Consider the following 23564-nt stretch of genomic DNA (forward strand, 5'->3'; position numbering starts at 1 on the left):
ATGCGTCTGCCTTCGCCCCATGAGCTGACACTCGGCCTGATCGCCGGCGGTCGCGCATCGCGGCTGGGCGGTGTCGACAAGGCCTGGCTGATGCGCGGCGGCGTGTCGCAGGTGCTGCGCTGGACGCGGCGCTTTCCCGGCGAACATGGCCCGGTGCTGGTATCCGCCAACCGCGATCCGGATCGCTACGCCGCGCATGGACTGTTCGTCGTCGGCGACCGGCATCCGGACCTCGGCCCGATCGGCGGCCTCGATGCGCTGTCGCAGGCCTGCGCGACGCCATGGCTGCTGACGCTGCCGGTCGACCTGGTCGGCGTGAACGATTGCCTGGTCCGCACCCTGGTCTCGAAACGCGATGCCGACGGTGCCTTCGCCCGCGACGACGACGGCGTGCAGCCGCTGGTCGCGCTGTGGCGCGCCGAGGCCCTGCGCATCGCCTGCGCCGAAGCGATCTCACGCGGTGAGATTGCGATCCATCGCCTGCAGGCGACGCTGCGCATGGCCGAGGTCGCATTCACGGGCTTCCGCTTCGGCAATCTCAACACGCCCGACGACCTGCGCGCGGCGGGCATCGACCCGGAACCAACGGCATGACCGCAGCACCGACGAGTCCATTCCCCTCCCGCATCGGCCTGGACGAGGCCCTCGCCATTGTCCGCGCGGTCGCGGTGAAGTGCCGCCTCGGCAGCGAAAGCCTCGCGCTGCAGCGCGCGCACGGCCGCGTGCTTGCCCGCGACCTTCATGCGGTGATCGACCAGCCCGGTTTCGACAACTCAGCGATGGACGGCTTCGCGCTGCGCCATGCCGATCTCGCCAGCGAAGGCGAAACCGTGCTCACCCTTGTCGGCGAACAGTTCGCCGGCCGCGCGCTCGATGTCGAAGTCCAGCCCGGCACCTGCCTGCGCATCACCACCGGGGCACCGATGCCGCGCGGCGCCGATACTGTGGTCATCAAGGAGAACACACGCGTTGAAAGCACGTCCCTCGACGGCGACCGCGTGCGCATCCTCCAATCCGCTAAACCCGGCCAGCACGTGCGCCGTGCCGGCGAGGACGTGCGCGTCGGCGATGCGCTGCTCGCGGCCGGACAGGTGCTGACGCCGTCGCGGATCGCGCTGGCGGCGGGGCAGGGCCAGGATCGCCTCGACGTGGTCCGCCGCCCGACCGTCGCGGTGTTCACCACTGGCGATGAACTGGTCGAACCGGGCCTGCCGCTGCAGCCGGGTCAGTTGTACAACAGCAATCGCGAGCTGCTGATGGGCCTGCTGCGCGCGGACGGCTTCGAGCCGGTCGCGTGGCCGACCCTGCCGGATGACGCCGACGCGGTCGAGAATGCGCTGCGCCATGCCGGGCACGCCTTCGATGTCGTGATCACTTGCGGCGGCGTCTCCGCCGGCGAGAAGGATCACCTGCCGGCGCTGTTCCGGCGCGTCGGCGACGTGCATTTCTGGAAGGTGCGGATGAAACCGGGCATGCCGGTGCTGTTCGCCGGCTCGCGCCCGGCGCAGGGCGACGACGACGGCCACGGCGGGCTGGGCGACGCGCTGTTCCTGTGCCTGCCCGGCAATCCGGTCTCGGTGCTGGCGACGTATCTCGCGCTGGGGCGCTCACTGCTCGATGGCCTGCAGGGACGCGGTGAAGCACGGCTGCGTCTGCGCGCGCGCCTGCAGGCGCCGTTGTGCAAGACGCACGAGCGCCTGGAATTACTGCGCGGCCGGTTGTCGTTCGGCGATGACGGTGCAGTCCATGTCGAGCCCAATCCTGCCGATGGCTCGCACCGCATGCGCGCCGCCGCCGACAGCGACGCCCTGATCGTCTTGTCCGAAGGTCCGCTCGACCTGCAGGCCGGCGATCCGGTCGACGTGCTGCCTTACTGATCCGCCCGCCTATCGGCACGCGCATGGACGCGGGGTCGAGGAATCCTCGACCCCCCACGACGCGATGCCATTCCTCCGCAACTCGATTACGCTCCGCCGCACGTCCCCATCGCAGACACAAGGATCACGATGACTCCCGCCCTGAAGCCCGCCCGCGCCACCGGTCGACCGTCGCCTGCGTTCATCGGCGCGTCCTGGTTCGCACTGCTGGTCGGTATGGCCGCCTATCTCACCGGCCTGTGGAACGCGCCGATGATGCTGAACGAGAAGGGCTACTACTTCACCGTGCTGATGTATGGCCTGTTTTCGGCGGTATCGGTGCAGAAGGCGGTGCGCGACCGCATCGAGGAGATCCCGGTCACCGGCATCTATTACGGCCTGGCCTGGTTTTCGACCATCCTGTCGATCGTGCTGCTGGTTGTCGGCCTGTGGAACGCAGAGATGACGCCGTCGGAGAAGGGTTTCTACGGCATCGCCTTCATGATGAGCCTCTTCGCCGCGATCGCGGTGCAGAAGAACACCCGCGACGCCGCCGTGGCCGATGCCGAAGATCGGGAAACGCGTCCGCGCGCCTTCGCATCCGCCGTGCCGCCGCTGCCGAAGCGCGACGAGGACTGACGAGCACGCCATGCCCATCCCCGAAATTTCTCCCGCCGAAGCCCGCGTACGCTGCCGCGACGGTGCCGTGCTGATCGATGTGCGCGAGCCGCACGAGCACGCGCTGGGCATGGCCGAAGGCGCGCAAGGCGTGGCGATGGGCGAGCTCATCGCCAACCCGTCGATCTATCTGCCAGCAGGCGATGTCGAGGTGCTGCTGATCTGCCAGGGCGGCGTGCGCTCGCTGCGTACCGCCGAGGCGCTGGCGGCGCAGGGTTTCGATCGGCTGTGTTCGGTCGAAGGCGGCACGACGCGCTGGGTCGCCGAATCGCTGCCGATCACGATGCCGGAGGGCGAACTCGACGCGGATTTCGCCGAACGCTACTCGCGCCACCTGCGTCTGCCGCAGGTCGGCGTGGACGGGCAACGCCGGCTCGAAGCCGCGCGCGTGCTGATGATCGGCGCCGGCGGACTGGGCTCGCCGGCGGCGTACTATCTGGCTGCGGCCGGCATCGGCCATCTGCGCATCGCCGACGACGACGTGGTCGATCGCAGCAACCTGCAGCGCCAGATCCTGCACACCGAGGCGCGCATCGGCGTCGCCAAGGTCGACTCCGCCGCGCAGGCGCTGTCGGCGCTCAACCCGCGCGTGCGCATCGAGGCGGTGCGCGAACGCGTGACCGCCGCCAATGTGGACCGCTTGCTAGACGGCATCGACGTGGTCGTCGATGGCGCCGACAACTTCGCGGCGCGCTATCTGCTCAACGATGCCTGCGTGCGCCACGGCAAGCCGCTGGTCTACGGCGCGGTGCATCGCTTCGAAGGTCAGGCCAGCGTCTTCGATGCCGGGCGTCGTCGCGGTGAGGCGCCGTGCTACCGCTGCTTGTTCCCCGAACCGCCGCCGCCGGAGGCCGCACCGAACTGCGCCGAGGCCGGCGTGCTCGGCGTGTTGCCGGGGCTGGTCGGCCTGATCCAGGCGACCGAGGCGATCAAGCTGATCCTCGGCATCGGCACCTCGCTGTCCGGACGCCTGCTGCACGTCGACGCGCTGTCGATGCGGTTCCGCGAAACCCGGCTGCCGGTCGATCCCGATTGCCCGACCTGCGCGCCGGGGCGTGCGTTCACCGGTTACGTCGACGAAGCGGTCGCCTGCGCGAGCGATCCGGACAGCCGCTGACGCCGCGCTTCAGCGCATGAATCCGGCCAATGCCGGCGCGAACTGCGGATGCTCGTCGATGTCGTTGTGGCCGGCGTCCGCGATGCGCACGACGGTCGGCGGTGCAGGCAGGGCTTCGACCAGCCGCAGCGTGTTGGCTTCCGGCACCACGTCGTCCCGCCCGCCGTGCAGGACCAGCACCGGCCGGCGATAGCCCGACAGCGCGCGGTCCGATTCGTAGCGTTCTTCGAGCAGCCAGTCGACCGGGAACAGCGGGTAGTGCGCCTTCGCCGCGCCGACCATGCTGTCGAACGGGGTGATCAGCGCGAGGCGTTCGACCGGTCGCCGAGCCGCGAGCTGGCTGGCCACGCCACTACCCAGGCTGGCACCGATCGCCGAGACAGCGTGTCCATGGTGTCGGGATTGCACGTGGTCGAACAGCGCTACGGCGTCCGCGACCAGCATCGCCTGCGAGGGTTCGCCTTCGCTGGCGCCGTAGCCGCGGTACGACAGCATGTACACGGTGCGGTCCGGGAACAGGCGGCTGAATTCGTCGCGATTGAACTCGATGCGCTCGGCGTTGCCGCCGAAATACAGGATCGGCCGCCCTGCCTGCGGGTTCAGCACCCAGCCGCGCAGCGTGGCGTCGGGTCGCTTCAACGCGAAATCGGTCTGCGCAGCCGGGACCGTCGTCGTCCAGCCGTAGTAGATCAGCGCCCGCTGCCGTGCGTGCAGGAACCAGCAGGCCCCGGCGTAGAGCAGGGCGAGCAGGGTGGCGGCGGCGATCAGGACGGTGCGCATCCGGCTGGTCAGCCGTGGCGTTTCTGCGCGGCCTCGAACGCGGCCAGCTGTTCCGGCGTGGCGTCCTTCTGGTGCTTCGCCTTCCATTCGGCGAAGGGCATGCCGTAGACGATCTCGCGGGCCTGATCCTTGTTCATCGTGATCCCGCGCTCGGTCGCGGCATCGCGATACCAGTCGGCGAGGCAGTTGCGGCAAAAGCCGGCGAGGATCATCAGATCGATGTTCTGCACGTCCGGACGCTCCTGCAGGAGGTGATCGCGGAGGCGGCGGAAGGCGGCGGCTTCGAGTTCGGTGACGGTCTGCGGGTCCATGGTGTCCGGGCGGGGCGGGGAAGGGGAGACTTCGGCGATAATAGCCGGCCACCCGCTTCGAACCGCACCCGCATGACCGCCAGGATCCTCGACGGCAAACGCATCGCCGACAGCCTTCTCGACGACCTCAAGGCCCAGGTCGACGCGCGGGTCGCCGCTGGCAAGCGCCGCCCCGGCCTGGCCGTGGTGCTGGTGGGCAGCGACCCGGCGTCGCAGTCCTACGTGCGCAACAAGCGCCGCGCGGCGCAGAAGGTCGGCATCCAGGCCTTCGACTACGACCTGCCGGCCGGCACCGGCGAGGCCGAGCTGCTGGCCCTGATCGACCAGCTCAACGCCGACCCGGCGGTCCACGGCATCCTCGTCCAGCTGCCGCTGCCGGGCATCCCGGACGCCAGCAACCTGATCCACCGCATCGACCCGCGCAAGGACGTGGATGGCTTCCATCCCGAGAACGTCGGCCACCTCGTCCTGCGCCAGTTCGGCCTGCGCCCCTGCACCCCCCGCGGCATCACCACGCTGCTGGCCTACACCGACCGTCCGGTGCGCGGGCAGAGCGCGACGATCGTGGGGGTGAGCAACCACGTCGGCCGGCCGATGGCGCTGGAACTGATGATCGCCGGCTGCACCGTGACCAGCTGCCACCGTTTCACGCCGCCTGAAGTGCTCAGGCGCCATGTCAGTGAGGCCGACATCCTGGTCGTCGCGGTGGGCAAGCCGGGCCTGATCCCGGGTGAGTGGGTGAAGCCGGGCGCGGTGGTCATCGACGTCGGCATCAACCGGATCGAGGACGGCCGCCTCGTGGGTGACGTGCAGTTCGACGCCGCCGCCGAGCGCGCCAGCTGGATCACCCCGGTCCCGGGCGGGGTGGGGCCGATGACCGTGGCCACCCTGATGCAGAACACCCTGGAAGCCGCCGACGCTGCCGATTCGGCGGCCTGAGCTGGCCGGCGCCTTGTAGGAGGGCCTTCAGGCCCGAGCTTTTCCTGACGGGGTCCGGAGATCAAAAGCTCGGGCCTGAAGGCCCTCCTACAGGCCCTCCTGCAGACCTCCGGCCGGCTTCCCTGTGCATTCGCCTGAGAGCTGGCGCACCCGGGCCCACCCAATGAACGGCGGCAACCGGTTACAATATCGCGCTTCTTCCCCTCCGGACCGGCCATGCTCCGTATCCAGGCTGAAGCGCTCACCTACGACGATGTCTCCCTCGTCCCCGCGCATTCGACCGTCCTGCCCAAGGACGTCTCCCTCTCGACCCGCCTCACCCGCAACCTGCGCCTGAACCTGCCGATCGTCTCGGCGGCGATGGACACGGTGACCGAAGCCCGCCTCGCGATCGCGATGGCCCAGCTCGGCGGCATCGGCATCATCCACAAGAACCTCACCTGGCAGCAGCAGGCGGCGGAAGTGGCGAAGGTGAAGACCTTCGAGGCCGGCGTGATCAAGGAACCCTTCACCGTCAGCCCGGATACCACCATCGGCGAAGTGCTGCGCCTCACCCGCGCCCGCAACATTTCCGGCGTGCCGGTGGTCGACGGAGGCCGACTTGTCGGCATCGTCACCGGCCGCGACATGCGCTTCGAGAAGAAGCTCGACGATCCGGTCCGCCACATCATGACCAAGCAGGACAAGCTGGTCACCGTGCGCGAAGGCGCCAGCGACGACGAAGTGCTGGAACTGCTGCACAAGCACCGCATCGAGAAGGTGCTGGTGGTTAACGACGGCTTCGAACTGCGCGGCCTGATCACCGTGAAGGACATCCAGAAGAAGCGCGACAACCCCAACGCCGCCTACGACGCCAGCGAACGCCTGCTGGTGGGCGCGGCGGTCGGCGTCGGCGGCGACACCGAGCAGCGCATCGAAGCGCTGGTCGAGGCGGGCGTCGACGTGATCATCGTCGATACCGCGCACGGCCATTCGCAGGGCGTGATCGACCGCGTGGCCTGGGCGAAGAAGCAGTATCCGAACCTGCAGGTCGTCGGCGGCAACATCGTCACCGGCGACGCGGCGTTGGCGCTGGAAGGCGCGGGCGCGGACGCGGTGAAGGTCGGCGTCGGTCCCGGTTCGATCTGCACCACGCGCATCGTCGCCGGTGTCGGCGTGCCGCAGGTCACCGCCGTGTCGATGGTCGCCGAGGCGCTGCAGGACCGCATCCCACTGATCGCCGACGGCGGCATCCGCTACTCGGGCGACATCGGCAAGGCGATCGTCGCCGGCGCGTCCTCGATCATGATCGGCGGCCTGTTCGCCGGCACCGAGGAAGCCCCGGGCGATACCGAACTGTTCCAGGGCCGCAGCTACAAGAGCTATCGCGGCATGGGCTCGCTGGGCGCCATGGAGAAGGGCTCGAAGGACCGCTATTTCCAGGACGCCAGCGACGCCGACAAGCTGGTGCCGGAAGGCATCGAAGGCCGTGTCCCGTATCGCGGACCGCTCGGCAACGTCGTGCACCAGCTCGCCGGCGGCCTGCGCGCGACGATGGGCTATGTCGGCTGCGCCACCATCGACGAGATGCGCAAGAAGCCCTCGTTCGTGAAGGTCACCGGTGCCGGACAGCGCGAAAGCCACGTGCACGACGTGCAGATCACGAAGGAACCGCCGAATTACAGGATGGGGTGAGGCAGGCCGCTTGCGCGGCATTGCCGCGCGGCCTGCCGAACGCCCGGCCATGGATGGCCGGGCAGGGCTTCCCGCAAGCCCTCGATGTGCCGCCAAGGATGGCATTGCGACACCGCTTTTCTTGTCATCCCGAGCGCAGCGAGGGACCTGTTGTCGAGACGGCCGAGCGAGTACGAAAAGCAGGTCCCTCGCTGCGCTCGGGATGACAGCCATTTCAATTTCCGATTTGCGATCCCGGGCCCATGACCGACATCCACAGCGACAAGATCCTCATCCTCGACTTCGGCGCGCAGTACACGCAGCTGATCGCGCGACGCATTCGCGAGATCGGCGTCTACTGCGAGATCTGGGCCTGGGACCACGATCCGGCCGACATCGCGAAGTTCGCCCCGAAGGGCATCATCCTCTCGGGCGGGCCGGAGTCGACGACCGAAGACGGTTCGCCGCGTGCGCCGCAGGAAGTCTTCGACAGCGGCCTGCCGATCCTCGGCATCTGCTACGGCATGCAGACGATGGCGATGCAGCTCGGCGGCCTGGTCGAGGGCGGGCATCACCGCGAGTTCGGTTATGCCGAGGTCGAGATCGTCGGCGACGACAAGCTGCTCGGTGCGCTCACCGACCATCCGGGCCGCAAGGGCCTGGACGTGTGGATGAGCCACGGCGACCGCGTCACGCAGATTCCGGACGGTTTCAGCGTCACCGGCCGCACCGAGAGCGTGCCGATCATCGCGATGGCCGACGAGGCACGTCGCTGGTACGGCGTGCAGTTCCATCCCGAAGTCACCCACACGAAGCAGGGCGAGACGATGCTGCGCCGCTTCGTGCTCGACATCTGCGGCTGCCAGCCGCTGTGGACGGCGGCGAACATCATCGAGGACCAGATCGCCCGCGTCCGCGCGCAGGTCGGTTCGGATGAAGTGATCCTCGGTCTGTCCGGCGGCGTCGATTCCTCGGTGGTCGCGGCGCTGCTGCATCGCGCGATCGGCGAGCAGCTGACCTGCGTGTTCGTCGATACCGGCCTGCTGCGCTGGAAGGAAGGCGACCAGGTGATGGCGATGTTCGCCGAGCACATGGGCGTGAAGGTGATCCGCGTGAACGCCGCCGACCGCTATTTCAGCGCATTGGCTGGTGTGTCCGACCCGGAAGCCAAGCGCAAGATCATCGGCAACCTGTTCGTCGAGATCTTCGAGGAAGAGTCGAACAAGCTGAAGAACGCACGCTGGCTTGCGCAGGGCACGATCTATCCGGACGTGATCGAATCCGCCGGCAGCAAGACCGGCAAGGCGCACGTCATCAAGAGCCACCACAACGTCGGCGGCCTGCCCGAGCACATGAAGCTCGGCCTAGTCGAACCGCTGCGCGAGTTGTTCAAGGACGAAGTGCGTCGCCTCGGCGTCGAACTCGGCCTGCCGCGCGAGATGGTCTACCGCCACCCGTTCCCGGGCCCCGGCCTCGGCGTGCGCATCCTCGGCGAAGTGAAGCCGGAATACGCCGAACTGCTCGCGCAGGCCGACGCGATCTTCATCGAAGAACTGCGCAAGTGGGGCTGGTACGACAAGACCTCGCAGGCCTTCGCGGTGTTCCTGCCGGTGAAGTCGGTCGGCGTGGTCGGCGACGCGCGCGCCTACGAGTGGGTCATCGCGTTGCGCGCGGTCGAGACCATCGACTTCATGACCGCGCACTGGGCGCACCTGCCGTACGAGTTCCTCGACGAAGTCTCGCGCCGCATCGTCAACGAGCTGAAAGGCATCTCCCGCGTGGTCTACGACATCAGCGGCAAGCCGCCGGCGACGATCGAGTGGGAGTGAGTGTTCTCCGATCGTGATCCGGAACGAAAAGAAGCCCCGAATGTTCGGGGCTTCTTCGTTTCGAGGCTGAAGTGGTTTTCACCTTCCCCCGCCTGCGGGGGAAGGCCGGGATGGGGGCGCGCAGATTCGAGCGCCTTGCCCCCACCTCGATCCTCCCCCGCAGGCGGGGGAGGAAGTGGCATCACACCACCGTCAACGTCACGTCGACATTGCCGCGGGTGGCGTTGGAGTACGGGCAGACGATGTGCGCTTTCTGGACGAGTTCCTCGGCCTGTTCGCGCGGCAGGCCGGGGAGGCTGATCTGCAGTTCGACCTGGATGCCGAAGCCGTTGGGGATCGGGCCGATGCCGACGCGGCCGGTGATCGCGGTGTCGGCGGGGAGGGCGATCTTGGCCTGGCCGGCGACGAACTTCAGGGCGCCGATGAAGCAGGCCGAGTAGCCGGCGGCGAACAGCTGTTCGGGGTTGGTGCCCGGGCCGCCAGCGCCGCCGAGTTCGCGCGGGGTCGAGAGCTGGACGTCGAGGACGTTGTCGGAGGAGATGGCGCGGCCGTCGCGGCCGCCGGTGGCGGTGGCTTCGGCGGTGTAGAGGACTTGTTCGAGCGACATGGTGGGGCTCCTTGCGGGTGGGTGGATTGGGCGGACGGGTGCCGTCCGTGGGGTGTACTGTGCGCTTGCCCGGCGTACGATACGTGACACTTCGTCCACGAAACTTGACCGAGCGTATCGAATGGCGGATCGACTCGAAGCCCTGTTCGCCCATTTCGCGGTCTCCGCACGGGTCTTCAACGTCGGGCCCGTCTGCGGCATCAACGATCTCGACGAGCCCGACGTCGGCCATCTGCACGTGGTCCGCAGCGGCTGGCTGGACGTGCACCACGGCGGCCGCCTGGCGATCGAGATCCGCGAGCCGTCCCTGCTGCTGTATCCGCGCCCGATGCCGCACCGCTTCGTCAGCGATCGCGAACGCGGGGCCGAACTCACCTGCGCGCGGCTGGGCTTCGAAGGCGGCGCCTCGAACCCGATCGCCAACGCGTTGCCGCCGTACATGGCGATGCCGCTGTCGTCGCTGGGCTGGACCGCGTCGCTGCTCGATGCCCTGTTCAACGAAGCAGCGCACGACTACTGCGGCCGACAGGTGGTGCTGGACCGGTTGTTCGAAGTGCTGTTCGTGCAGGTGCTGCGCACGTTGATGCACCACGGCGACGTGCAGGCGGGGCTGATGGCCGGGCTTGCGCATCCGAAGCTGCGCCATGCGCTGGTGGCCATGCACGAACAGCCGTCGGAAGACTGGTCGATCGATGCGCTCGCGCAGCGCGCGGGCATGTCGCGCAGCGTGTTCGCGAACGCGTTCCGCGATGCCGTCGGCGAAACGCCGGCCGCCTATCTGCAGCGCTGGCGGGTCGGACTTGCACAGCAGGCATTGCGCGAAGGGCAGGCGCTGAAGCGCGTCGCCGACCTGGTCGGCTACAGCGGCGAGGCCGCATTGTCGCGCGCGTTCAAGGCGCAGACCGGACTGTCACCGCGCGAGTGGCGGGCATCGATGCGCTGATCTCGGGCGCTCTCCCGCCTGTCGAGCGACACGATGAAGAAGCGAGCGTCAAGCCGAGCGCACCCGCCCATCGCTGAGCGTGATCCGTCGGGTGCAGCGCGCTGCGACATCGTCGTCATGGGTGCAGATCAGGAAAGTCGCCTTGTCTTCCCGATTGACTTCGCGCATGAGGTCGAGCACCTGTTCCGCAGCGACCCGGTCGAGGCTGCCGGTGGGCTCGTCGGCCAGGATCAAGGCCGGCCTGTTCATCAGCGCACGGGCGATGGCGACCCGCTGCTTTTGACCGCCGGACAGGCGCGTCACGAGGAAGTCCATCCGATCCTCCAGCCCGACGCGGACCAGCAGGTCGCGGGCGCGTTGCCGCATGGCCGTCGAGATCCCGCCCGCAGGGGCTGCGGCGGGAAATGCGACGTTCTCGATCGCGGTGAAATCGGGCAGCAAGTGATGGAACTGGAAGATGAAGCCCAGCCGCTGGTTGCGGAACACTGCGCGCTGGGCCTCGGTCAGGCCTTCGACGCGCTGGCCTTCGATGGCGATGGTACCGGCGGTGGGCTGCAGCAGCAGCCCGACGATCGACAGCAGCGTCGACTTTCCCGAGCCCGACGCCCCCTGCAATGCCACCAGCTCGCCCGGGTCGAGCGACAGGTCGATCCCGTTCAGCACGCGCGTGACCTCGTCGCCGTTGCGGAAACGCATCTCGATGCCGCGAGCTTCGAGCACCGGGGTCATTGCTGGATCGCCTGCAGCGGGTCGAGGCGCGCTGCGCTCCGTGCCGGGATCACCGAGGCGAGCACCGAACCCAGCGTGGTGAGGATCAGGACCAGCGCATAGCCGCCCTGGCCGGGCGCGATCGGCAAGGCCATGCTGCCATCGGCCTTGGTCAATGTGGACAGCCAGAGGCAGAGGCCGTAGCCGGTGATGCAGCCGACCGCCGCGCCGACCAGGCCGATCAGCAATCCCTGCAGCACGAAGACCGTCGCGATGAAGGATTTCGAGATGCCGAAGGCGCGCATGATGCCGATCTCGCCACGCCGCCGGTTGGCCGAGAGCATGAGGGCGCTGGCGATGCCGATCAGCACCGAGATCAGCGAGAACATCTGGATGAGTGTTCCGGTCTGCGCCTGTGCGGTCAGTGCGTCCTCCAGATTCGCATTCCGTTCCTGCCAGGGCGTGGCGCGCAGGCCGGTGGCGTCCTGCAGGAACACGGCGACATCGCGCGCACGGTTGGCATCGTCCAGTTTCAGCTCGATGTTGGTCAGGCCTTCCGGCAGGCGGAAGAGCGGGCGGGCGCTCTGCAGCGACAGATAGGCCACGCGCTCGTCGGCGCTGCGGACGCCGGTCCTGAAGATGCCGCGCACGGTCAGCAGGCGTTCGACACCGCGATCGGTACGGAAAAGCACCGGTTGCCCCGCAGACAGCCCCAGCGTTTCGGCGAGCTTCGTGCCGATCAGGATGCCGTCCGCGCCCAGGCTGCGCCGACCGCTGACGATCTGCCGGCTGATCGGCGAGATCGCGTCCAGGTTTTCGGGCTCCACGGCGGTGACCGATACCGGTGCCACCGCCTGACCTTTGACCAGGAAGGCGCTGCCGGTGATCTGGGTGCTGATGGCCGACACCGACGGCTGTTCGCGCAGCAGTGCGACCGTGGACTGCCATTCGCGGATCTGCTGCCGCTGGAAGGTCGAGACCAGCGCGACCGCTTCGGTCTCGACACCGGGCTTCGGCAGGACCCGTGCGACGCGCGTGACGGGCTCCAGGCTGACGTGCGCGCTGTTCGCGGTGACTTCATCGGTCAGGCGGATCGCCAGCCCCTGGATCAGCGCGGTGATGAACACGAACGCGGTCACGCCCAGAGCGACGCCAGCGACCAGCAGCGCGGACTGCGCGCGGTTGGACAACAAGTAGCGACGGGCGACGGTGAAGGTGAACATGGCTCATTCGCCGGACGAGGGCGCGTGATTTGTCGCATGCGCGACAGGACGCACCCGGCTTGATGCTTCGATGGTGTCCGGAGACAGGATCACGCGATCACCGGCCGCCAGCCCGCGTTCGATGATCGCGTTCGACGATGGCCACGCCAGGAGCTTCACGCGCCTGGCACGCGCGATGTCGTTGGCATCCACGACCAGCACGGTTGGATCGGTGGTGGCGTCGCGTATGGCCTGGCGCGGAATCGTGATCGCCTGCGTGCGCGTTGCGACCACGATCGTGATGTCGATGGAGCGTCCGGATGGAATTCCGGTTGCGCGATCCGGCACGAGCTTGACCAGACGACCGCCGGTGCTGGCGTCGACGCGGGGCGACACTTCGATCACGCGCGCCGCGAACTGCGTGGCCGTGCCGGACAGCGATGCCCGCGCTGCCATGCCCGGACGCAGCGCATCCGCATAGGTTTCATCGACATCGGCATGGATCTCGACGCCCTGCACGGAGCCGATCTGGAAGAGCAGGGTCTCCGTCGAGACGACCTGGCCGCTGTCGATCGGACGCACCAGCACGGTGCCCGCCATCGGTGCGCGGATGGTGAACTCGCCGGTGCGCGCGGCGGTCGCGCGGCCCTGTGCGACCGCCGCAGCGACCGCGGCATCCGCAGACAGCATGCTGGCGCGCGCCTCATCGAGCGCGGCCCTGGAGACGAATCGATCGGCAGCGAGCGCCCGTGTGCGCTCGTAGGCCAGCTTCGCCCGGGCGGCTTCCGCGCGGGCGGCTGCGGCGCGCGCGTTGTCGGCATCGTTCTGCGCCTGTTCAACGGTGGAACGGACGATGGCCAGTGGTTCGTCGGCGGCCACGGTATCGCCGTCGTCGCGGAAGACGCGGATGATCTGTCCGGCATTCGGCGACTTGATGTCGACAAGCGCGCCGGGCCTCGCCCTGCCGACCACGGCGAGCGCGATTTCGACGGTGCTCGGCGCGATGGTCTCGACGATGACTTGCGGCGGACGCAGGCGCTGGAACGCGATGACGGCAATCGCGATGATCGCCAGCAGCGCTGCGCCCAGGATCAGACGTGTCTTCGATGAAAAGCGGCCGTGCCGGACCGGGTCTTGATGTCCAGGGGCAGCGGCATCGGGCGGGGGAGCAGCTTGGTTTGGTTGCACGGTTCGACCTGCGATGATCGACGGAGACGCGGCATGGGCTAGCGGGTCGGGCTGCCCTCGACCGGCAGCATCACTTCATTGCGCCGCAGCGGCCCGAGCGTCCACGGTGGATTGTATTGCGCCAATACCGCGGGGCCGGTGGCCTTGAGGTTTCGCTGCGCCATCCATCGCTCCAGCTCGACGCGCTTTCGTTCGAAGTCGCGATTGTTCGCCCATCCGGTGAACCGGATCACGGCGAAGCGCGCGGCCGGCGTCACGCGCAGCTCCACGCGAGGATCGTTCGGCGTCGGCAGCGTATCGAGCGTGTATCCGGCCGGCATCGTGAACCGGACGATCCATGCCCCGGCGACACCGGTCTGGCTCACGGGCGCGGTCATCGCGATCTTCTCGCCCGTCGGCGGCGACTGCGAGACCGCTGCGGTCATCGCGATGCGCTCGCGTCGCGTGTTCTTGCCGAAGATGTAGTCGGCCAGGATGCGGAATCCTGCGCTGGATGCGTCGTCGCGGGTTCCCTTCACTTCCGTCTCGGCGACCACCAGCGGCGGATACTGCCTGACCTGGAACGCGTCCTCATCGACGACGAGGGTGAACGGCGGTTCTTCGGTGGCCATGGCGACGTTGCCCGTGAGCAGGAGAAGGATCGACGCTGCAGATGCGAATGCGAACGTTTTCACTGGATGGATCCGCAGGCGAAGGGCGATGCGTTCGAGTATGCGCCCGATCGATGAACGCTGTCGCATGCCCGCGCATCCATCATGCTGTCGTGCAGAAAGCGGGACCGCAGCGGGGTAGGACCCGCCTGCCGCGCATGGCGACGAGGCCGCGTCAGGCGGTCTCGCGCAGCGGAAGGGCGGCGAGGCGTCGCGCCCAGTAAGGTGCTTCGGGCCAGTGCATCTCCATTGCATGGAACGCGCGCAGTTGTTCGCGATAGACGCGATGGATGTCGAGCAGGTGCTGCGTGTAGGCGTCGATGGCGCCTGCATCACCGCGATCGTGGCGGAGCAGAGCGTCGGCGGCACGCAGGCCGGTGTACATCGCATTGGCGATGCCTTTCGACGACAGCGGGTCGAAGGCGAGGGCGGCGTCGCCGACGGCCAGCCAGCGTTCGCCGGCGGCACGGTCCAGATGGCTGCCCGAGGCGTCCGCGCCACGTGCCTGCGAGGCCGGGGCGTAGCCGTGCGTCTTGCACAAGGCATGCAAATGCGGTGCGTCGACCAGTGCACGCCACAGGCCGTCGCCGTCGAGCAGGCGGCGGTGGTCGCAGAGGTCGGCATCGGTGAGGAAGGCGACCAGTCGCTCGCGCGAGGGTAGCAGCACGCTGTACCACCAGCCGTCCTCGACGGCTTCGACGAAGGTGCGGCCGTCGTGGTCGTCGTCGCGTGCGCTGCGCAGACGCTGGTGGAACGCGATCTGTCCGTCGTAGGCGACCTTGCGCGCACCGAGCGCGCGGGCGAGCGTCGCACTTCGGCCGGTGGCGTCGATCAGCCAGTCGGCCTCGATGGATTCGGCCTCCGCGTGCGTCTGCGCATCGACGGGGCGCAGCGCGAGTCGGTGCGGTCTCGTCGCGTCGCCGGCTGTCACGATGCGCACGAGTGCATCGGGCAGCACTTCCGCGCCACTCTGTGCTGCCGCGTCGCGCAGCATCGCGTCGAAACGCGTGCGGTCGAGCTGCAGGCCGTGGCCGTGCAGCTGGAACAGGAAGTCGTTGGCGTGCGGCGTCGCATCGCCCCAGAACGCGCAGGTGCCGGGGCTGGCGCGATGGCCGTCGGCGAGCACGCGTTCGAGCACGCCGAGATCGCGCAGCAGCGCACGCGCATTGGGCGGCAGGCCCTCGCCGATCTTGAAGGCTGCGTCGTCGCTGCCCGCGACCAGCAGCACGTCGCGGCCGGCGCGGGCCAAGGCGATTGCGGCGGCGGCGCCCGCAGGGCCGCCACCGGCGATGACGACTTCGTGTCGCCGCGTCGACACCCGGTCAGTCCGTTGTCCGCGTGCGTCGCACCGGCAGAGGCGCGGCGTCGGCTTCGGACTGCGACGCGAAATTCACGCCGCTGAGCCGCAGTTGCGCCATCGGATGCGCCTTGAGCGAGGCTTCCGCATCGGACGCCTTCGCCACGGCGCGCGGCGGTGCGGCGACGGCGGCATCGCTGGTGGTGCCTGCATCGGCCGGCGCCACGTCGGGCCCGTAGCTGGCGACCATCATCAGCGCCGGGAAGTCCGGCGCGACGCTGGCATCGAAGCGCGGCTCGACCAGACCCATCGAGCCGAAGATGTGCGTCATCTGCACCATCTGCTGCGCGGTGGTGCCGTGCAGCGGCTTGTTCCAGCTGGTGCGGTTGCTGAAGGCGTCGATGCGTTTCGACATCGGCTGGGTCTTGTCGACCACGATCGCGTAGTCGTCGGCGGTCAGCACATGGTTCGGGACGCGCGCGGGCCAGAAGGTCGGCGCATACGGGTCGTAGGCAGTGTCGTAGCCGGCGCGGCAGAACGCGGTGTCCGCCTGCCAGGGCAGGCCCATCCAGCGGTTGATGTCGCCGGGGGCCTGCGCGTGCAGCGGGCCGTCGGGTGCGAGCGCCTGCGCCTGGTCGAGTGTGGGACCGTAGTCGGGCTCGGGCTGGCCCGGCGGGCGTTCGAGGATGCGGAAGGGTGCGCGGTACATCGTGATGTGGCGCATCGGCCAGGTCATCTCGCAGCCGGGGTGGAAGGCGTCGGCGAGACAGAATTCCATCGCCGCGCGATCGATCGTCGCCGGCTGCGCGGCCAGCGGCACCTGGTCGATGTCCGACGGCCCCGTCGCCGGCAGGCCGCCGACGCGGTCGTCGACGAAATCGCCGTTCGCCCAGCGCTGCAGGATGGTGAACTGGGTCTGGCTGATCGCCGCGTTCTGGCGCGGGCTCGGCCCGGCGGGCACTTCCATTGCGTCGCCGTAGATCCACGGCCACGGCAGCTGGTTGCCGTCCGGCGGATTCGGTGGGCGGAAGCTGTTGAACACCTGGCGGCGCAGTTCGGCATTGGGGTCGTACTGGCCGGCCGGCGGCTTCGAGGCGAGCCGCGCGACGAAGGCCGGATCCTCGAACGGATGCGGCCCGTCTTCGCCGTACTGCGTGGCGAAGCCCTGGTTGACCCACTGCAGGCCGGACAGCCGCTGCAGGATCGGGTAGACGTCGTGGCTGAAGGACAGCGTGCCCGGCGCCTGCATCCAGCCGGCCTGGATGTACAGGTCGTAGAGCAGGTCGTAGAGCGTGCGCTCGGACTTGAGCTGCGGCGCGTAGTTCGGCGGTGCGGTGACCACCCAGGCCGAATCGACCGGGATGCTCTGGCCGCCGATCGTCACCTTCGCGGAGATCGGCCCGTCGCAGGTGTCGTCGTACCAGCCGTCGGCGTTGATGAAGGAATTCGGGTCGGTGGGAATGTAGATCGGCGTGTTCGTCGGCGAGGCCGAGACGCCATGGCCGCCGAGGAACAGCAGCCGGCCGTGTTCATCGGTGCGCAGCTCGCCGATCTTCACCGGCACGCCGGTGTAGGCGCCGCTGCAGTCGACCGGCGCCGCGTTCTTTCCTGAGATCGACTGCGGGCCGGCATCGATGGTGAGCGAGGCGCGGTCGGCGACGGTGGCGTTGCGCAACGGCAGCACCGTGCCTGCGGCTTCCGGAATGTCCATCGCGATCTGCCACTGGTACCAGGCAGCCTTGCTGTTCGCGACGTGCGCGGTCCAGGTGATGTCGGCGTTGTCGGCGGTGAGCTCAGCGACCACTTCGCCGGCCGCGTTGTAGCCGTAGATGCGGAACTGCGCGGCTTCGCGCTTGAGCGCGCCGGTGGCGTCGCGGTAGAAGCCCTGCGGCTTCGACGCGGGGTCGGGCACCAACGGGCCGATGTAGAACTCGTCGACGCTGTTGCCGACCCGGGCCAGGCCGATGCCCGGGTGGATGGCGGCACGGACGATCGTGCCGTCGGAAGGAGTGGTGTCCGAGGGCGTGCTGGCGGAAGGCGTGGTCATGGCGGTGCGCTCCTTGTCGATGTATCCGGTCCGATGCGGGATGGCCGTCGCTGGCCTGTGCTGAAGTATCGCGATGGGCGCGGCCGTGGCTACCTGCAATATCGCACAGCCCCGTGATGAGTCAGAGGCGAGGTCTGCCATCGCCCGGGATCAGTCCGGTCGCAGTCCGGCATCGTGGTCCGGTGGGCGTCTCCGGGCGATAATGCACGCCTGATGCATCCGGAGACTTGCGTGGACCCCGCCGCCCCCCTCGCCGATGAGGACATCCGCTGGATGCGCCACGCGCTTGCGCTGGCCGAACGCGCCGAGCGCGAGTTCGACGAGATTCCGGTCGGCGCGGTGCTCGTCGATGCCGAAGGCCAAGTGATCGGCGAGGGCTGGAACCGCAACATCGGCGACCGCGACCCGAGCGCGCACGCCGAGATCGTCGCGATGCGCGAAGGCGGTCGCGCGCTCGCCAACCATCGGCTGGTCGGCTGCACGCTCTACGTCACGCTCGAACCCTGCGCGATGTGCGCGATGGCCGCCGTGCATGCGCGACTGGCTCGCGTGGTGTTCGCCGCCACCGATCCCAAGACCGGCGCCGCAGGCAGCGTCTTCGACCTGATCGCCGATCCGAGGCACAACCATCGCGTCGAGGTCGTCGGTGGCGTGCTGGCCGATGAAGCCGGTACCATGCTCACCAATTATTTTCGGCGGAAACGGGGAAAACCGCCGATCTGACACTGCCGTCCGGCCCGGGGGGTCGGCGGCTCAATCCACAGGGGGACGAAACATGTTGAGAATCGTGCTGCTGGCCGGCGTGCTGGCTGGGCTGGCGTGGTGGTATTTCATCGGCGGCCGGACGATCAGCGAATCCGACGTCCGTGCGTTCTATGCGGCTGAATCCGAGGCCATGCGCAAGCTGGATGCGGAGGCGATGTGCGACATGCGCGACAACGAATTCGTCGGCAAGGAACGGATCACGATGTCGGGACGTTCGAGCATGGGCAATTACGACAAGGCCCGCTTTTGCGAGAACACGAGCAACAACATCGGCTACGTCAAGCGACTGATGGAAAGATCGGGCAAGGAAGTCCCGATCGAACTCAAGATCGACATCAAGTCGATCGTCATCGCCGACGACAGGAAATCGGCCACCGTCGAGTATGTGCAGCGCCTGCTGGTCGAGGGCGAGGTGGGGATCAAGCGCAAAGTCGTCGAGGAGCTCAACAAGCGCAACGGGACCGTACGCAGCCTGCGCGTGGACTCCGCGTCGGAGGTCTACGGTAGGCTCGGTCAACGCTGATCGGCTTCCAGTCGCGCGATTCCGGGGTCAGCCCCGCCGTCGCGCCATCTCCTGGTCCAGCTCATCGTCGAAGCTCTTCACCGACAGCCCTACTTCGCGGCCCATGTAGAGGCTGGCCAGCAGCAGGCAGAGCATGCCGGCGACGGCGATGACGGTCGGCACGGCACCGACGATGGGATAGCCGAGCAGGGCGTCGGCCGCCAGCGCGAGGCTGGTGCCGACGAACGCACCCAGCGCCGCGTACAGCAGGCGACACGCGCGCAACACCATGGCCGCGCGGGTGCGGTGGCGCTGGATCTGCAGGTCGCGCTCGCTGCGGTCGGGCGCGTCTTTCTCCCAGGCCACGATCAGCGACCGCAGGCGGTCGACCACGCGCGCCAGCCGGGCGTTCGCCGAGACCAGCAGCGAGCCAGTGGCGGCCATCAGCAGGGCGGGCGCCAGCATCGCACCGAGGATCGAATGGTGGTCGATGGGGGCGGGCAGGGACATGGCGTGTACCGGGGGAGGGGGCCTGCGTATCATGCGGTATTCCCGCAACCGCACGCGAGTCGCATGGCCCTCATCACCACGCCCGAACCCCTGCCGTCCGAAGGCCGACTGATCTGGATCGACCTGGAAATGACCGGCCTCGATACCGACCGCGATTCGATCATCGAGATCGCCACGGTGGTGACCGACGCCCAGCTCAACGTGCTCGCCGAGGGGCCGGAGTTCGCGATCACGCATGACCTCGCCACATTGGAGGCGATGGACGACTGGAACCGCAACCAGCACCGCAAGTCCGGCCTCTGGCAGCGGGTGCTGGAGCAGGGCGTGTCGATGGCCGAAGCCGAGCAGCGCACGCTGGAATTCCTGCAGGCCTGGGTCGGCCCGCGTGCCTCGCCGATCTGCGGCAACTCCATCTGCCAGGATCGCCGCTTCCTGCACCGCTGCATGCCGACGCTGGAAAAGTATTTCCATTACCGCAACCTCGATGTCAGCACGATCAAGGAACTGGCCAGGCGCTGGGCGCCGGGCGTGCTCGCCGGGGTGCAGAAGGAATCCGCGCATACCGCGCTCAGCGACGTGCGCGATTCCATCGCCGAGCTGCGTCACTACCGCAGCCGCTTCGCCGAACTCGCCGCCCCGCCGTCGGAGTGATCGCCATGATCCGCATCCCGCTCGTGCTCGCGCTGTCCCTCGTCGCCATGTCCGCCTTCGCGCAGTCGCCCGCGCCTGCCCAGCCGGCGAAACCCGCCGCCGAGACCGCGCCCGCGACGCCTGCCGCACCCGCGCTGCCGCCCGGCATGAAGCAGTACTGGTTCGTGATGCTCAAGCGCGGCCCGAAGCGCGACCAGTCGGCCGAGGAGCGAAACAGCTGCAGGCCGGGCACATGGCGAACATGGAAGCCTATGCCGCGGCCGGCAAGCTGCAGATCGCCGGTCCCTTCATGGACGACGGTGACTGGCGCGGCATCTTCGTTCTCGACGTCCCGGATCGCGCCGCCGCCGAAGCCATGTGCAACGACGACCCTGCGGTGAAGGCCGGGCGACTGGCCTGCGAGATCCATCCGTGGCTGTCGCAGCCGGGTGCGACGTTGAAGTAGTCCGGGTCGAGCGCGCCGCGCGGCTCTTGACGGCATAGCCTGCCGACCCGCCGTTTACATCTCCGGCCGGATGGCGTCCGCACCTGCATTCAGCTCATCGGTCACGCAGGTGAACATGGTCGCGGACAGCTTGGCGACCAGGTAGTCCTTGAACCCCTGCTTTTCGATGAGCGCATTGATCTTCGCGTCATCGAAGCCCTGGATCTCCTTGACCAACGGCATGGTTTCGATGCGCTTCTGGACGCAGTCGCAGAGCAGGTTTTCCGGCCGCGAAGACAGCGTGGCGCCCAATCCCGGGGCATTCCGGAGCTGCGCCGACATGCTGCCGCACTGCGAATTGATGGCATCGAGCATCATCGCGACGCCTTCGCGGGCTTCCGATGCAGCGGCGGTGGACGGCATCGCGATACCGAACAGCAGCGGCAGCACGGCGAGGGTGGTCATCTTGCGCACGGGCATGTCTCTGATTTGTGTGATGTGATCAGCCGGCCTTCGACTTCGCCAGCTTCAGCCAGGTGTCGACCACGGTATCCGGATTGAGCGACACCGATTCGATGCCTTCTTCCATCAGCCATTGGGCGAGGTCGGGGTGGTCGCTGGGGCCCTGGCCGCAGATGCCGACGTACTTGCCCTTGCGCTTCGCGGCCTGGATGGCCATCGACAGCATCTTTTTCACCGCCGGGTCGCGCTCGTCGAACAGGTCGGCGACGATCGAGGAATCGCGGTCCAGACCCAGGGTGAGCTGGGTCATGTCGTTCGAGCCGATCGAGAAACCGTCGAAGATGTCGAGGAACTCGTCGGCGAGCAGCGCGTTCGACGGCACTTCGCACATCATGATGATCTTGAGGCCGGCCTTGCCTTGCTCCAGCCCGTTCTCGCGCAGCACCTCGATCACCTTGCGGCCTTCGTCCAGCGTGCGCACGAACGGGATCATCACCCAGCAGTTGTCCAGGCCCATGGTCTCGCGGACCTTGCGCACCGCACGGCATTCCAGCGCGAAGGCTTCGCGGAACGACGGATCGATGTAGCGCGCGGCGCCGCGGAAACCGATCATCGGATTCTCTTCATGCGGCTCGTAGCGCGCGCCGCCGATGAGATTGGCGTACTCGTTGGACTTGAAGTCCGACAGGCGCACGATCACCGGATTCGGTGCGGCCGAGGCGGTGATGGTGGCGATGCCTTCGGCCAGGCGGTCGACGTAGAAATCGACCGGGCTGGCGTACCCCGCCATCTTCGCGTCGATCTTGCGCTTCGTGTCGGCGTCCTGGTTCGCGTAGTCGAGCAGCGCCTTCGGATGCACGCCGATGTGGCTGGCGATGATCATTTCCAGGCGCGCCAGACCGATGCCCGCGTTCGGCAGCATCGCGAAGTCGAAGGCACGCTCCGGGTTCGCCACGTTCATCATGATCTTCAGCGGCGCCGGCGGCATGTTGTCGAGATCGGTGACGATGCGCTCGAACGGCAGCTCGGTGTCGTAGATGAAGCCAGTGTCGCCCTCGGCGCAGCTCACGGTGACAGGCTGGCCGTCCTGCACGGTGTCCAGTGCGTTGCCGGTGCCGACGACCGCCGGCACGCCCAGCTCACGGGCGATGATCGCGGCGTGGCAGGTGCGGCCGCCACGGTTGGTCACGATCGCGGCGGCGCGTTTCATCACCGGTTCCCAGTCGGGATCGGTCATGTCGGCGACCAGCACGTCGCCGGGCTGGACGCGGTTCATGTCGGCGATCGAGCGCACCACGCGGGCGGTGCCGCTGCCGATCTTGTGGCCGATGGCGCGACCTTCGGCGATCACCTCGCCGCGACGCAGCAGCGAGAAACGTTCGATCTGCGTGGCGTGCGCGCGCGACTTCACGGTCTCCGGGCGCGCCTGCACGATGAACAGCTTGCCGGTGATGCCGTCCTTCGCCCACTCGATGTCCATCGGACGGCCGTAGTGCTGTTCGATGACCAGCGCCTGCTTCGACAGTTCCTGCACGTCCTCGTCGGTGATCGAGAAGCGGTTGCGAAGCTCGGCCGGCGTGTCCTCGTTGCGCACGCGCTCGCCGGGCTTGTCGGAATAGACCATGCGGATCTGCTTGCTGCCCAGCGCGCGACGCAGGATCGCCGGCTTGCCCTGGCGCAGGGTCGGTTTGTAGACGTAGAACTCGTCGGGATTCACCGCGCCCTGCACGACGTTCTCGCCCAGGCCGTAGCTGGCGGTGACGAACACGACATCACGGAAGCCCGACTCGGTGTCCAGCGTGAACAGCACGCCCGACGAACCGACATCCGAGCGCACCATCAGCTGCACGCCGGCGGAGAGGAACACGTCCTCGTGCTTGAAGCCGTGGTGCACCCGATACGCAATGGCCCGGTCGTTGTAGAGGCTGGCGAACACTTCCTTGACCTTGTGAACCACGTCGTCAGCGCCGGTCACGTTGAGGAAGGTTTCCTGCTGCCCGGCGAACGAGGCGTCCGGCAGATCTTCAGCCGTCGCCGAGGAGCGAACCGCGACGGCGATGTCGCTGCCGCCGTTCTCGGCACAGAGCTGCGCGTAGGCGGTGCGGATGTCGCGATCGAGCTCGGGCTGCAGCGGCGCGTCGATCACCCAGCCGCGGATCTCGGCACCGGCGGCGGTCAGCGCCGGGACGTCGTCCACGTCCAGCGTCGCCAGCTTGTCGTAGATGCGCTGGTGCAGGTTGTTGTGGGCGATGAAGTCCTTGAACGCCTCGGCCGTGGTCGCGTAGCCGCCCGGCACCGACACCCCGAGCTGGGCCAGGTGGCCGATCATTTCGCCGAGGGAGGAGTTCTTGCCGCCGACGCGGGCAAGGTCGGACAGGCGCAGCGCGTGCAGCCAGAGGATGTTCTCGTTCAAGGGACAACTCCAGACGGGCGCGTGGGGGCGCC

Annotated in this window: 24 protein-coding genes; 12 read left to right on the top strand and 12 right to left on the bottom strand. The window is 68.1% G+C overall.

Going from position 1 to position 23564, the window contains the following annotated elements:
- From mobA to moeB, 4 genes are all read left to right on the top strand, one after another.
- Positions 1-594, top strand: coding sequence for a molybdenum cofactor guanylyltransferase (mobA, locus tag ACFQ0E_RS15115; protein WP_386825194.1), 594 nt, complete (start codon positions 1-3; stop codon positions 592-594).
- Positions 591-1877 (top strand): molybdopterin molybdotransferase MoeA, encoded by a 1287-nt coding sequence (locus ACFQ0E_RS15120; protein ID WP_386825196.1) that lies wholly within the window; start codon positions 591-593, stop codon positions 1875-1877. Before mobA ends, ACFQ0E_RS15120 begins: the two co-directional genes overlap by 4 nt.
- Before the next feature lie 129 nt (positions 1878-2006).
- Positions 2007-2495, top strand: coding sequence for an inner membrane protein YiaA (yiaA, locus tag ACFQ0E_RS15125; protein ID WP_386825197.1), 489 nt, complete (start codon positions 2007-2009; stop codon positions 2493-2495).
- 10 nt (positions 2496-2505) lie between these two features.
- Positions 2506-3651 carry a molybdopterin-synthase adenylyltransferase MoeB gene (gene moeB / locus ACFQ0E_RS15130; protein ID WP_386825199.1) on the top strand — a complete coding sequence of 382 codons (1146 nt, stop codon included), beginning with the start codon at positions 2506-2508 and terminating at the stop codon, positions 3649-3651.
- A 9-nt stretch (positions 3652-3660) separates the two neighbouring features.
- Here moeB and ACFQ0E_RS15135 read toward each other — a convergent pair whose 3' ends face one another.
- Positions 3661-4431: an alpha/beta hydrolase gene (locus tag ACFQ0E_RS15135; RefSeq protein WP_386825201.1), complete on the bottom strand. Its 771-nt coding sequence runs from the start codon at positions 4429-4431 to the stop codon at positions 3661-3663.
- Between the two features lie 8 nt (positions 4432-4439).
- Positions 4440-4742 (bottom strand): DUF1244 domain-containing protein, encoded by a 303-nt coding sequence (locus ACFQ0E_RS15140; protein ID WP_386825203.1) that lies wholly within the window; start codon positions 4740-4742, stop codon positions 4440-4442.
- A 72-nt stretch (positions 4743-4814) separates the two neighbouring features.
- Between ACFQ0E_RS15140 and folD the strand changes: the two genes are divergently transcribed.
- The 3 genes from folD to guaA all read left to right on the top strand — a co-directional run bounded on the left by folD (position 4815) and on the right by guaA (position 9163).
- The gene (gene folD / locus ACFQ0E_RS15145; RefSeq protein WP_386825204.1) at positions 4815-5681 is read left to right on the top strand and encodes a bifunctional methylenetetrahydrofolate dehydrogenase/methenyltetrahydrofolate cyclohydrolase FolD; all 867 of its coding nucleotides are present in this window, start codon (positions 4815-4817) and stop codon (positions 5679-5681) included.
- 216 nt (positions 5682-5897) lie between these two features.
- The gene (gene guaB / locus ACFQ0E_RS15150; protein ID WP_386825206.1) at positions 5898-7355 is read left to right on the top strand and encodes an IMP dehydrogenase; all 1458 of its coding nucleotides are present in this window, start codon (positions 5898-5900) and stop codon (positions 7353-7355) included.
- Positions 7356-7597: 242 nt separating this feature from the next.
- Complete coding sequence (guaA, locus tag ACFQ0E_RS15155; protein WP_386825208.1) at positions 7598-9163, top strand: glutamine-hydrolyzing GMP synthase; 1566 nt, start codon at positions 7598-7600, stop codon at positions 9161-9163.
- 181 nt (positions 9164-9344) lie between these two features.
- Here guaA and ACFQ0E_RS15160 read toward each other — a convergent pair whose 3' ends face one another.
- Entirely contained in the window at positions 9345-9770 is a 426-nt protein-coding gene (locus ACFQ0E_RS15160; RefSeq protein ID WP_386825210.1) for an organic hydroperoxide resistance protein, read from the bottom strand.
- 121 nt (positions 9771-9891) lie between these two features.
- Between ACFQ0E_RS15160 and ACFQ0E_RS15165 the strand changes: the two genes are divergently transcribed.
- Positions 9892-10713 carry an AraC family transcriptional regulator gene (locus ACFQ0E_RS15165; protein ID WP_386825212.1) on the top strand — a complete coding sequence of 274 codons (822 nt, stop codon included), beginning with the start codon at positions 9892-9894 and terminating at the stop codon, positions 10711-10713.
- Positions 10714-10761: 48 nt separating this feature from the next.
- On the opposite strand, the gene ACFQ0E_RS15170 is transcribed toward ACFQ0E_RS15165, so the two are convergent.
- The 6 genes from ACFQ0E_RS15170 to ACFQ0E_RS15195 form a co-directional block, all read right to left on the bottom strand.
- Complete coding sequence (locus ACFQ0E_RS15170; protein WP_386825214.1) at positions 10762-11442, bottom strand: ABC transporter ATP-binding protein; 681 nt, start codon at positions 11440-11442, stop codon at positions 10762-10764.
- Entirely contained in the window at positions 11439-12644 is a 1206-nt protein-coding gene (locus tag ACFQ0E_RS15175; RefSeq protein ID WP_386825216.1) for an ABC transporter permease, read from the bottom strand. Before ACFQ0E_RS15175 ends, ACFQ0E_RS15170 begins: the two co-directional genes overlap by 4 nt.
- A 3-nt stretch (positions 12645-12647) precedes the next feature.
- On the bottom strand, positions 12648-13811 hold the full coding sequence (locus ACFQ0E_RS15180) for an efflux RND transporter periplasmic adaptor subunit (RefSeq protein ID WP_386825218.1): 1164 nt from the start codon (positions 13809-13811) through the stop codon (positions 12648-12650).
- 38 nt (positions 13812-13849) lie between these two features.
- On the bottom strand, positions 13850-14551 hold the full coding sequence (locus ACFQ0E_RS15185; RefSeq protein ID WP_386825220.1) for an SOUL family heme-binding protein: 702 nt from the start codon (positions 14549-14551) through the stop codon (positions 13850-13852).
- A gap of 85 nt (positions 14552-14636) precedes the next feature.
- Positions 14637-15779 (bottom strand): NAD(P)/FAD-dependent oxidoreductase, encoded by a 1143-nt coding sequence (locus tag ACFQ0E_RS15190; protein WP_386825222.1) that lies wholly within the window; start codon positions 15777-15779, stop codon positions 14637-14639.
- Positions 15780-15783: 4 nt separating this feature from the next.
- Entirely contained in the window at positions 15784-17805 is a 2022-nt protein-coding gene (locus tag ACFQ0E_RS15195; protein ID WP_386825224.1) for a LodA/GoxA family CTQ-dependent oxidase, read from the bottom strand.
- A 213-nt stretch (positions 17806-18018) separates the two neighbouring features.
- On the opposite strand from ACFQ0E_RS15195, the gene tadA reads away from it, so the two are divergent.
- Both tadA and ACFQ0E_RS15205 read left to right on the top strand, forming a co-directional pair.
- Positions 18019-18528, top strand: a complete 510-nt coding sequence (tadA, locus tag ACFQ0E_RS15200) for a tRNA adenosine(34) deaminase TadA (RefSeq protein ID WP_386825226.1) — start codon at positions 18019-18021, stop codon at positions 18526-18528.
- 64 nt (positions 18529-18592) lie between these two features.
- Positions 18593-19093 (top strand): hypothetical protein, encoded by a 501-nt coding sequence (locus ACFQ0E_RS15205; RefSeq protein WP_386825228.1) that lies wholly within the window; start codon positions 18593-18595, stop codon positions 19091-19093.
- A gap of 27 nt (positions 19094-19120) precedes the next feature.
- Here the strand turns inward: ACFQ0E_RS15205 and ACFQ0E_RS15210 are convergent, their stop codons facing one another.
- Positions 19121-19582 carry a DUF2721 domain-containing protein gene (locus tag ACFQ0E_RS15210; protein ID WP_386825229.1) on the bottom strand — a complete coding sequence of 154 codons (462 nt, stop codon included), beginning with the start codon at positions 19580-19582 and terminating at the stop codon, positions 19121-19123.
- Between the two features lie 63 nt (positions 19583-19645).
- Here ACFQ0E_RS15210 and orn point away from each other — a divergent pair, with 63 nt between their 5' ends.
- Both orn and ACFQ0E_RS15220 read left to right on the top strand, forming a co-directional pair.
- A complete protein-coding gene (gene orn / locus ACFQ0E_RS15215; protein WP_386825231.1) occupies positions 19646-20233 on the top strand; it encodes an oligoribonuclease in 588 nt (195 codons plus the stop codon).
- A gap of 217 nt (positions 20234-20450) precedes the next feature.
- On the top strand, positions 20451-20678 hold the full coding sequence (locus ACFQ0E_RS15220) for a YciI family protein (RefSeq protein WP_386825410.1): 228 nt from the start codon (positions 20451-20453) through the stop codon (positions 20676-20678).
- 54 nt (positions 20679-20732) lie between these two features.
- On the opposite strand, the gene ACFQ0E_RS15225 is transcribed toward ACFQ0E_RS15220, so the two are convergent.
- Complete coding sequence (locus ACFQ0E_RS15225; protein ID WP_386825232.1) at positions 20733-21137, bottom strand: hypothetical protein; 405 nt, start codon at positions 21135-21137, stop codon at positions 20733-20735.
- 22 nt (positions 21138-21159) lie between these two features.
- The gene (gene ppsA, locus ACFQ0E_RS15230; RefSeq protein WP_386825234.1) at positions 21160-23532 is read right to left on the bottom strand and encodes a phosphoenolpyruvate synthase; all 2373 of its coding nucleotides are present in this window, start codon (positions 23530-23532) and stop codon (positions 21160-21162) included.
- Between the last annotated feature and the right edge of the window lie 32 nt (positions 23533-23564).

Origin of the sequence: Lysobacter brunescens (assembly GCF_042677005.1) — a bacterium.
Classification (GTDB): Bacteria; Pseudomonadota; Gammaproteobacteria; order Xanthomonadales; family Xanthomonadaceae; genus Lysobacter_I; species Lysobacter_I brunescens.

Coding starts and splice junctions, on each gene's coding strand:
- ACFQ0E_RS15135 (WP_386825201.1), bottom strand. CDS start 4,431: ATGCGCACCGTCCTGATCGCCGCCGCCACCCTGCTCGCCCTGCTCTAC.
- ACFQ0E_RS15185 (WP_386825220.1), bottom strand. CDS start 14,551: ATGCGACAGCGTTCATCGATCGGGCGCATACTCGAACGCATCGCCCTT.
- ACFQ0E_RS15160 (WP_386825210.1), bottom strand. CDS start 9,770: ATGTCGCTCGAACAAGTCCTCTACACCGCCGAAGCCACCGCCACCGGC.
- ACFQ0E_RS15170 (WP_386825214.1), bottom strand. CDS start 11,442: ATGACCCCGGTGCTCGAAGCTCGCGGCATCGAGATGCGTTTCCGCAAC.
- tadA (WP_386825226.1), top strand. CDS start 18,019: ATGCATCCGGAGACTTGCGTGGACCCCGCCGCCCCCCTCGCCGATGAG.
- yiaA (WP_386825197.1), top strand. CDS start 2,007: ATGACTCCCGCCCTGAAGCCCGCCCGCGCCACCGGTCGACCGTCGCCT.
- guaB (WP_386825206.1), top strand. CDS start 5,898: ATGCTCCGTATCCAGGCTGAAGCGCTCACCTACGACGATGTCTCCCTC.
- mobA (WP_386825194.1), top strand. CDS start 1: ATGCGTCTGCCTTCGCCCCATGAGCTGACACTCGGCCTGATCGCCGGC.
- guaA (WP_386825208.1), top strand. CDS start 7,598: ATGACCGACATCCACAGCGACAAGATCCTCATCCTCGACTTCGGCGCG.
- folD (WP_386825204.1), top strand. CDS start 4,815: ATGACCGCCAGGATCCTCGACGGCAAACGCATCGCCGACAGCCTTCTC.
- moeB (WP_386825199.1), top strand. CDS start 2,506: ATGCCCATCCCCGAAATTTCTCCCGCCGAAGCCCGCGTACGCTGCCGC.
- ACFQ0E_RS15195 (WP_386825224.1), bottom strand. CDS start 17,805: ATGACCACGCCTTCCGCCAGCACGCCCTCGGACACCACTCCTTCCGAC.
- ACFQ0E_RS15140 (WP_386825203.1), bottom strand. CDS start 4,742: ATGGACCCGCAGACCGTCACCGAACTCGAAGCCGCCGCCTTCCGCCGC.
- ACFQ0E_RS15120 (WP_386825196.1), top strand. CDS start 591: ATGACCGCAGCACCGACGAGTCCATTCCCCTCCCGCATCGGCCTGGAC.
- ACFQ0E_RS15225 (WP_386825232.1), bottom strand. CDS start 21,137: ATGCCCGTGCGCAAGATGACCACCCTCGCCGTGCTGCCGCTGCTGTTC.
- ACFQ0E_RS15175 (WP_386825216.1), bottom strand. CDS start 12,644: ATGTTCACCTTCACCGTCGCCCGTCGCTACTTGTTGTCCAACCGCGCG.
- ACFQ0E_RS15210 (WP_386825229.1), bottom strand. CDS start 19,582: ATGTCCCTGCCCGCCCCCATCGACCACCATTCGATCCTCGGTGCGATG.
- orn (WP_386825231.1), top strand. CDS start 19,646: ATGGCCCTCATCACCACGCCCGAACCCCTGCCGTCCGAAGGCCGACTG.
- ACFQ0E_RS15165 (WP_386825212.1), top strand. CDS start 9,892: ATGGCGGATCGACTCGAAGCCCTGTTCGCCCATTTCGCGGTCTCCGCA.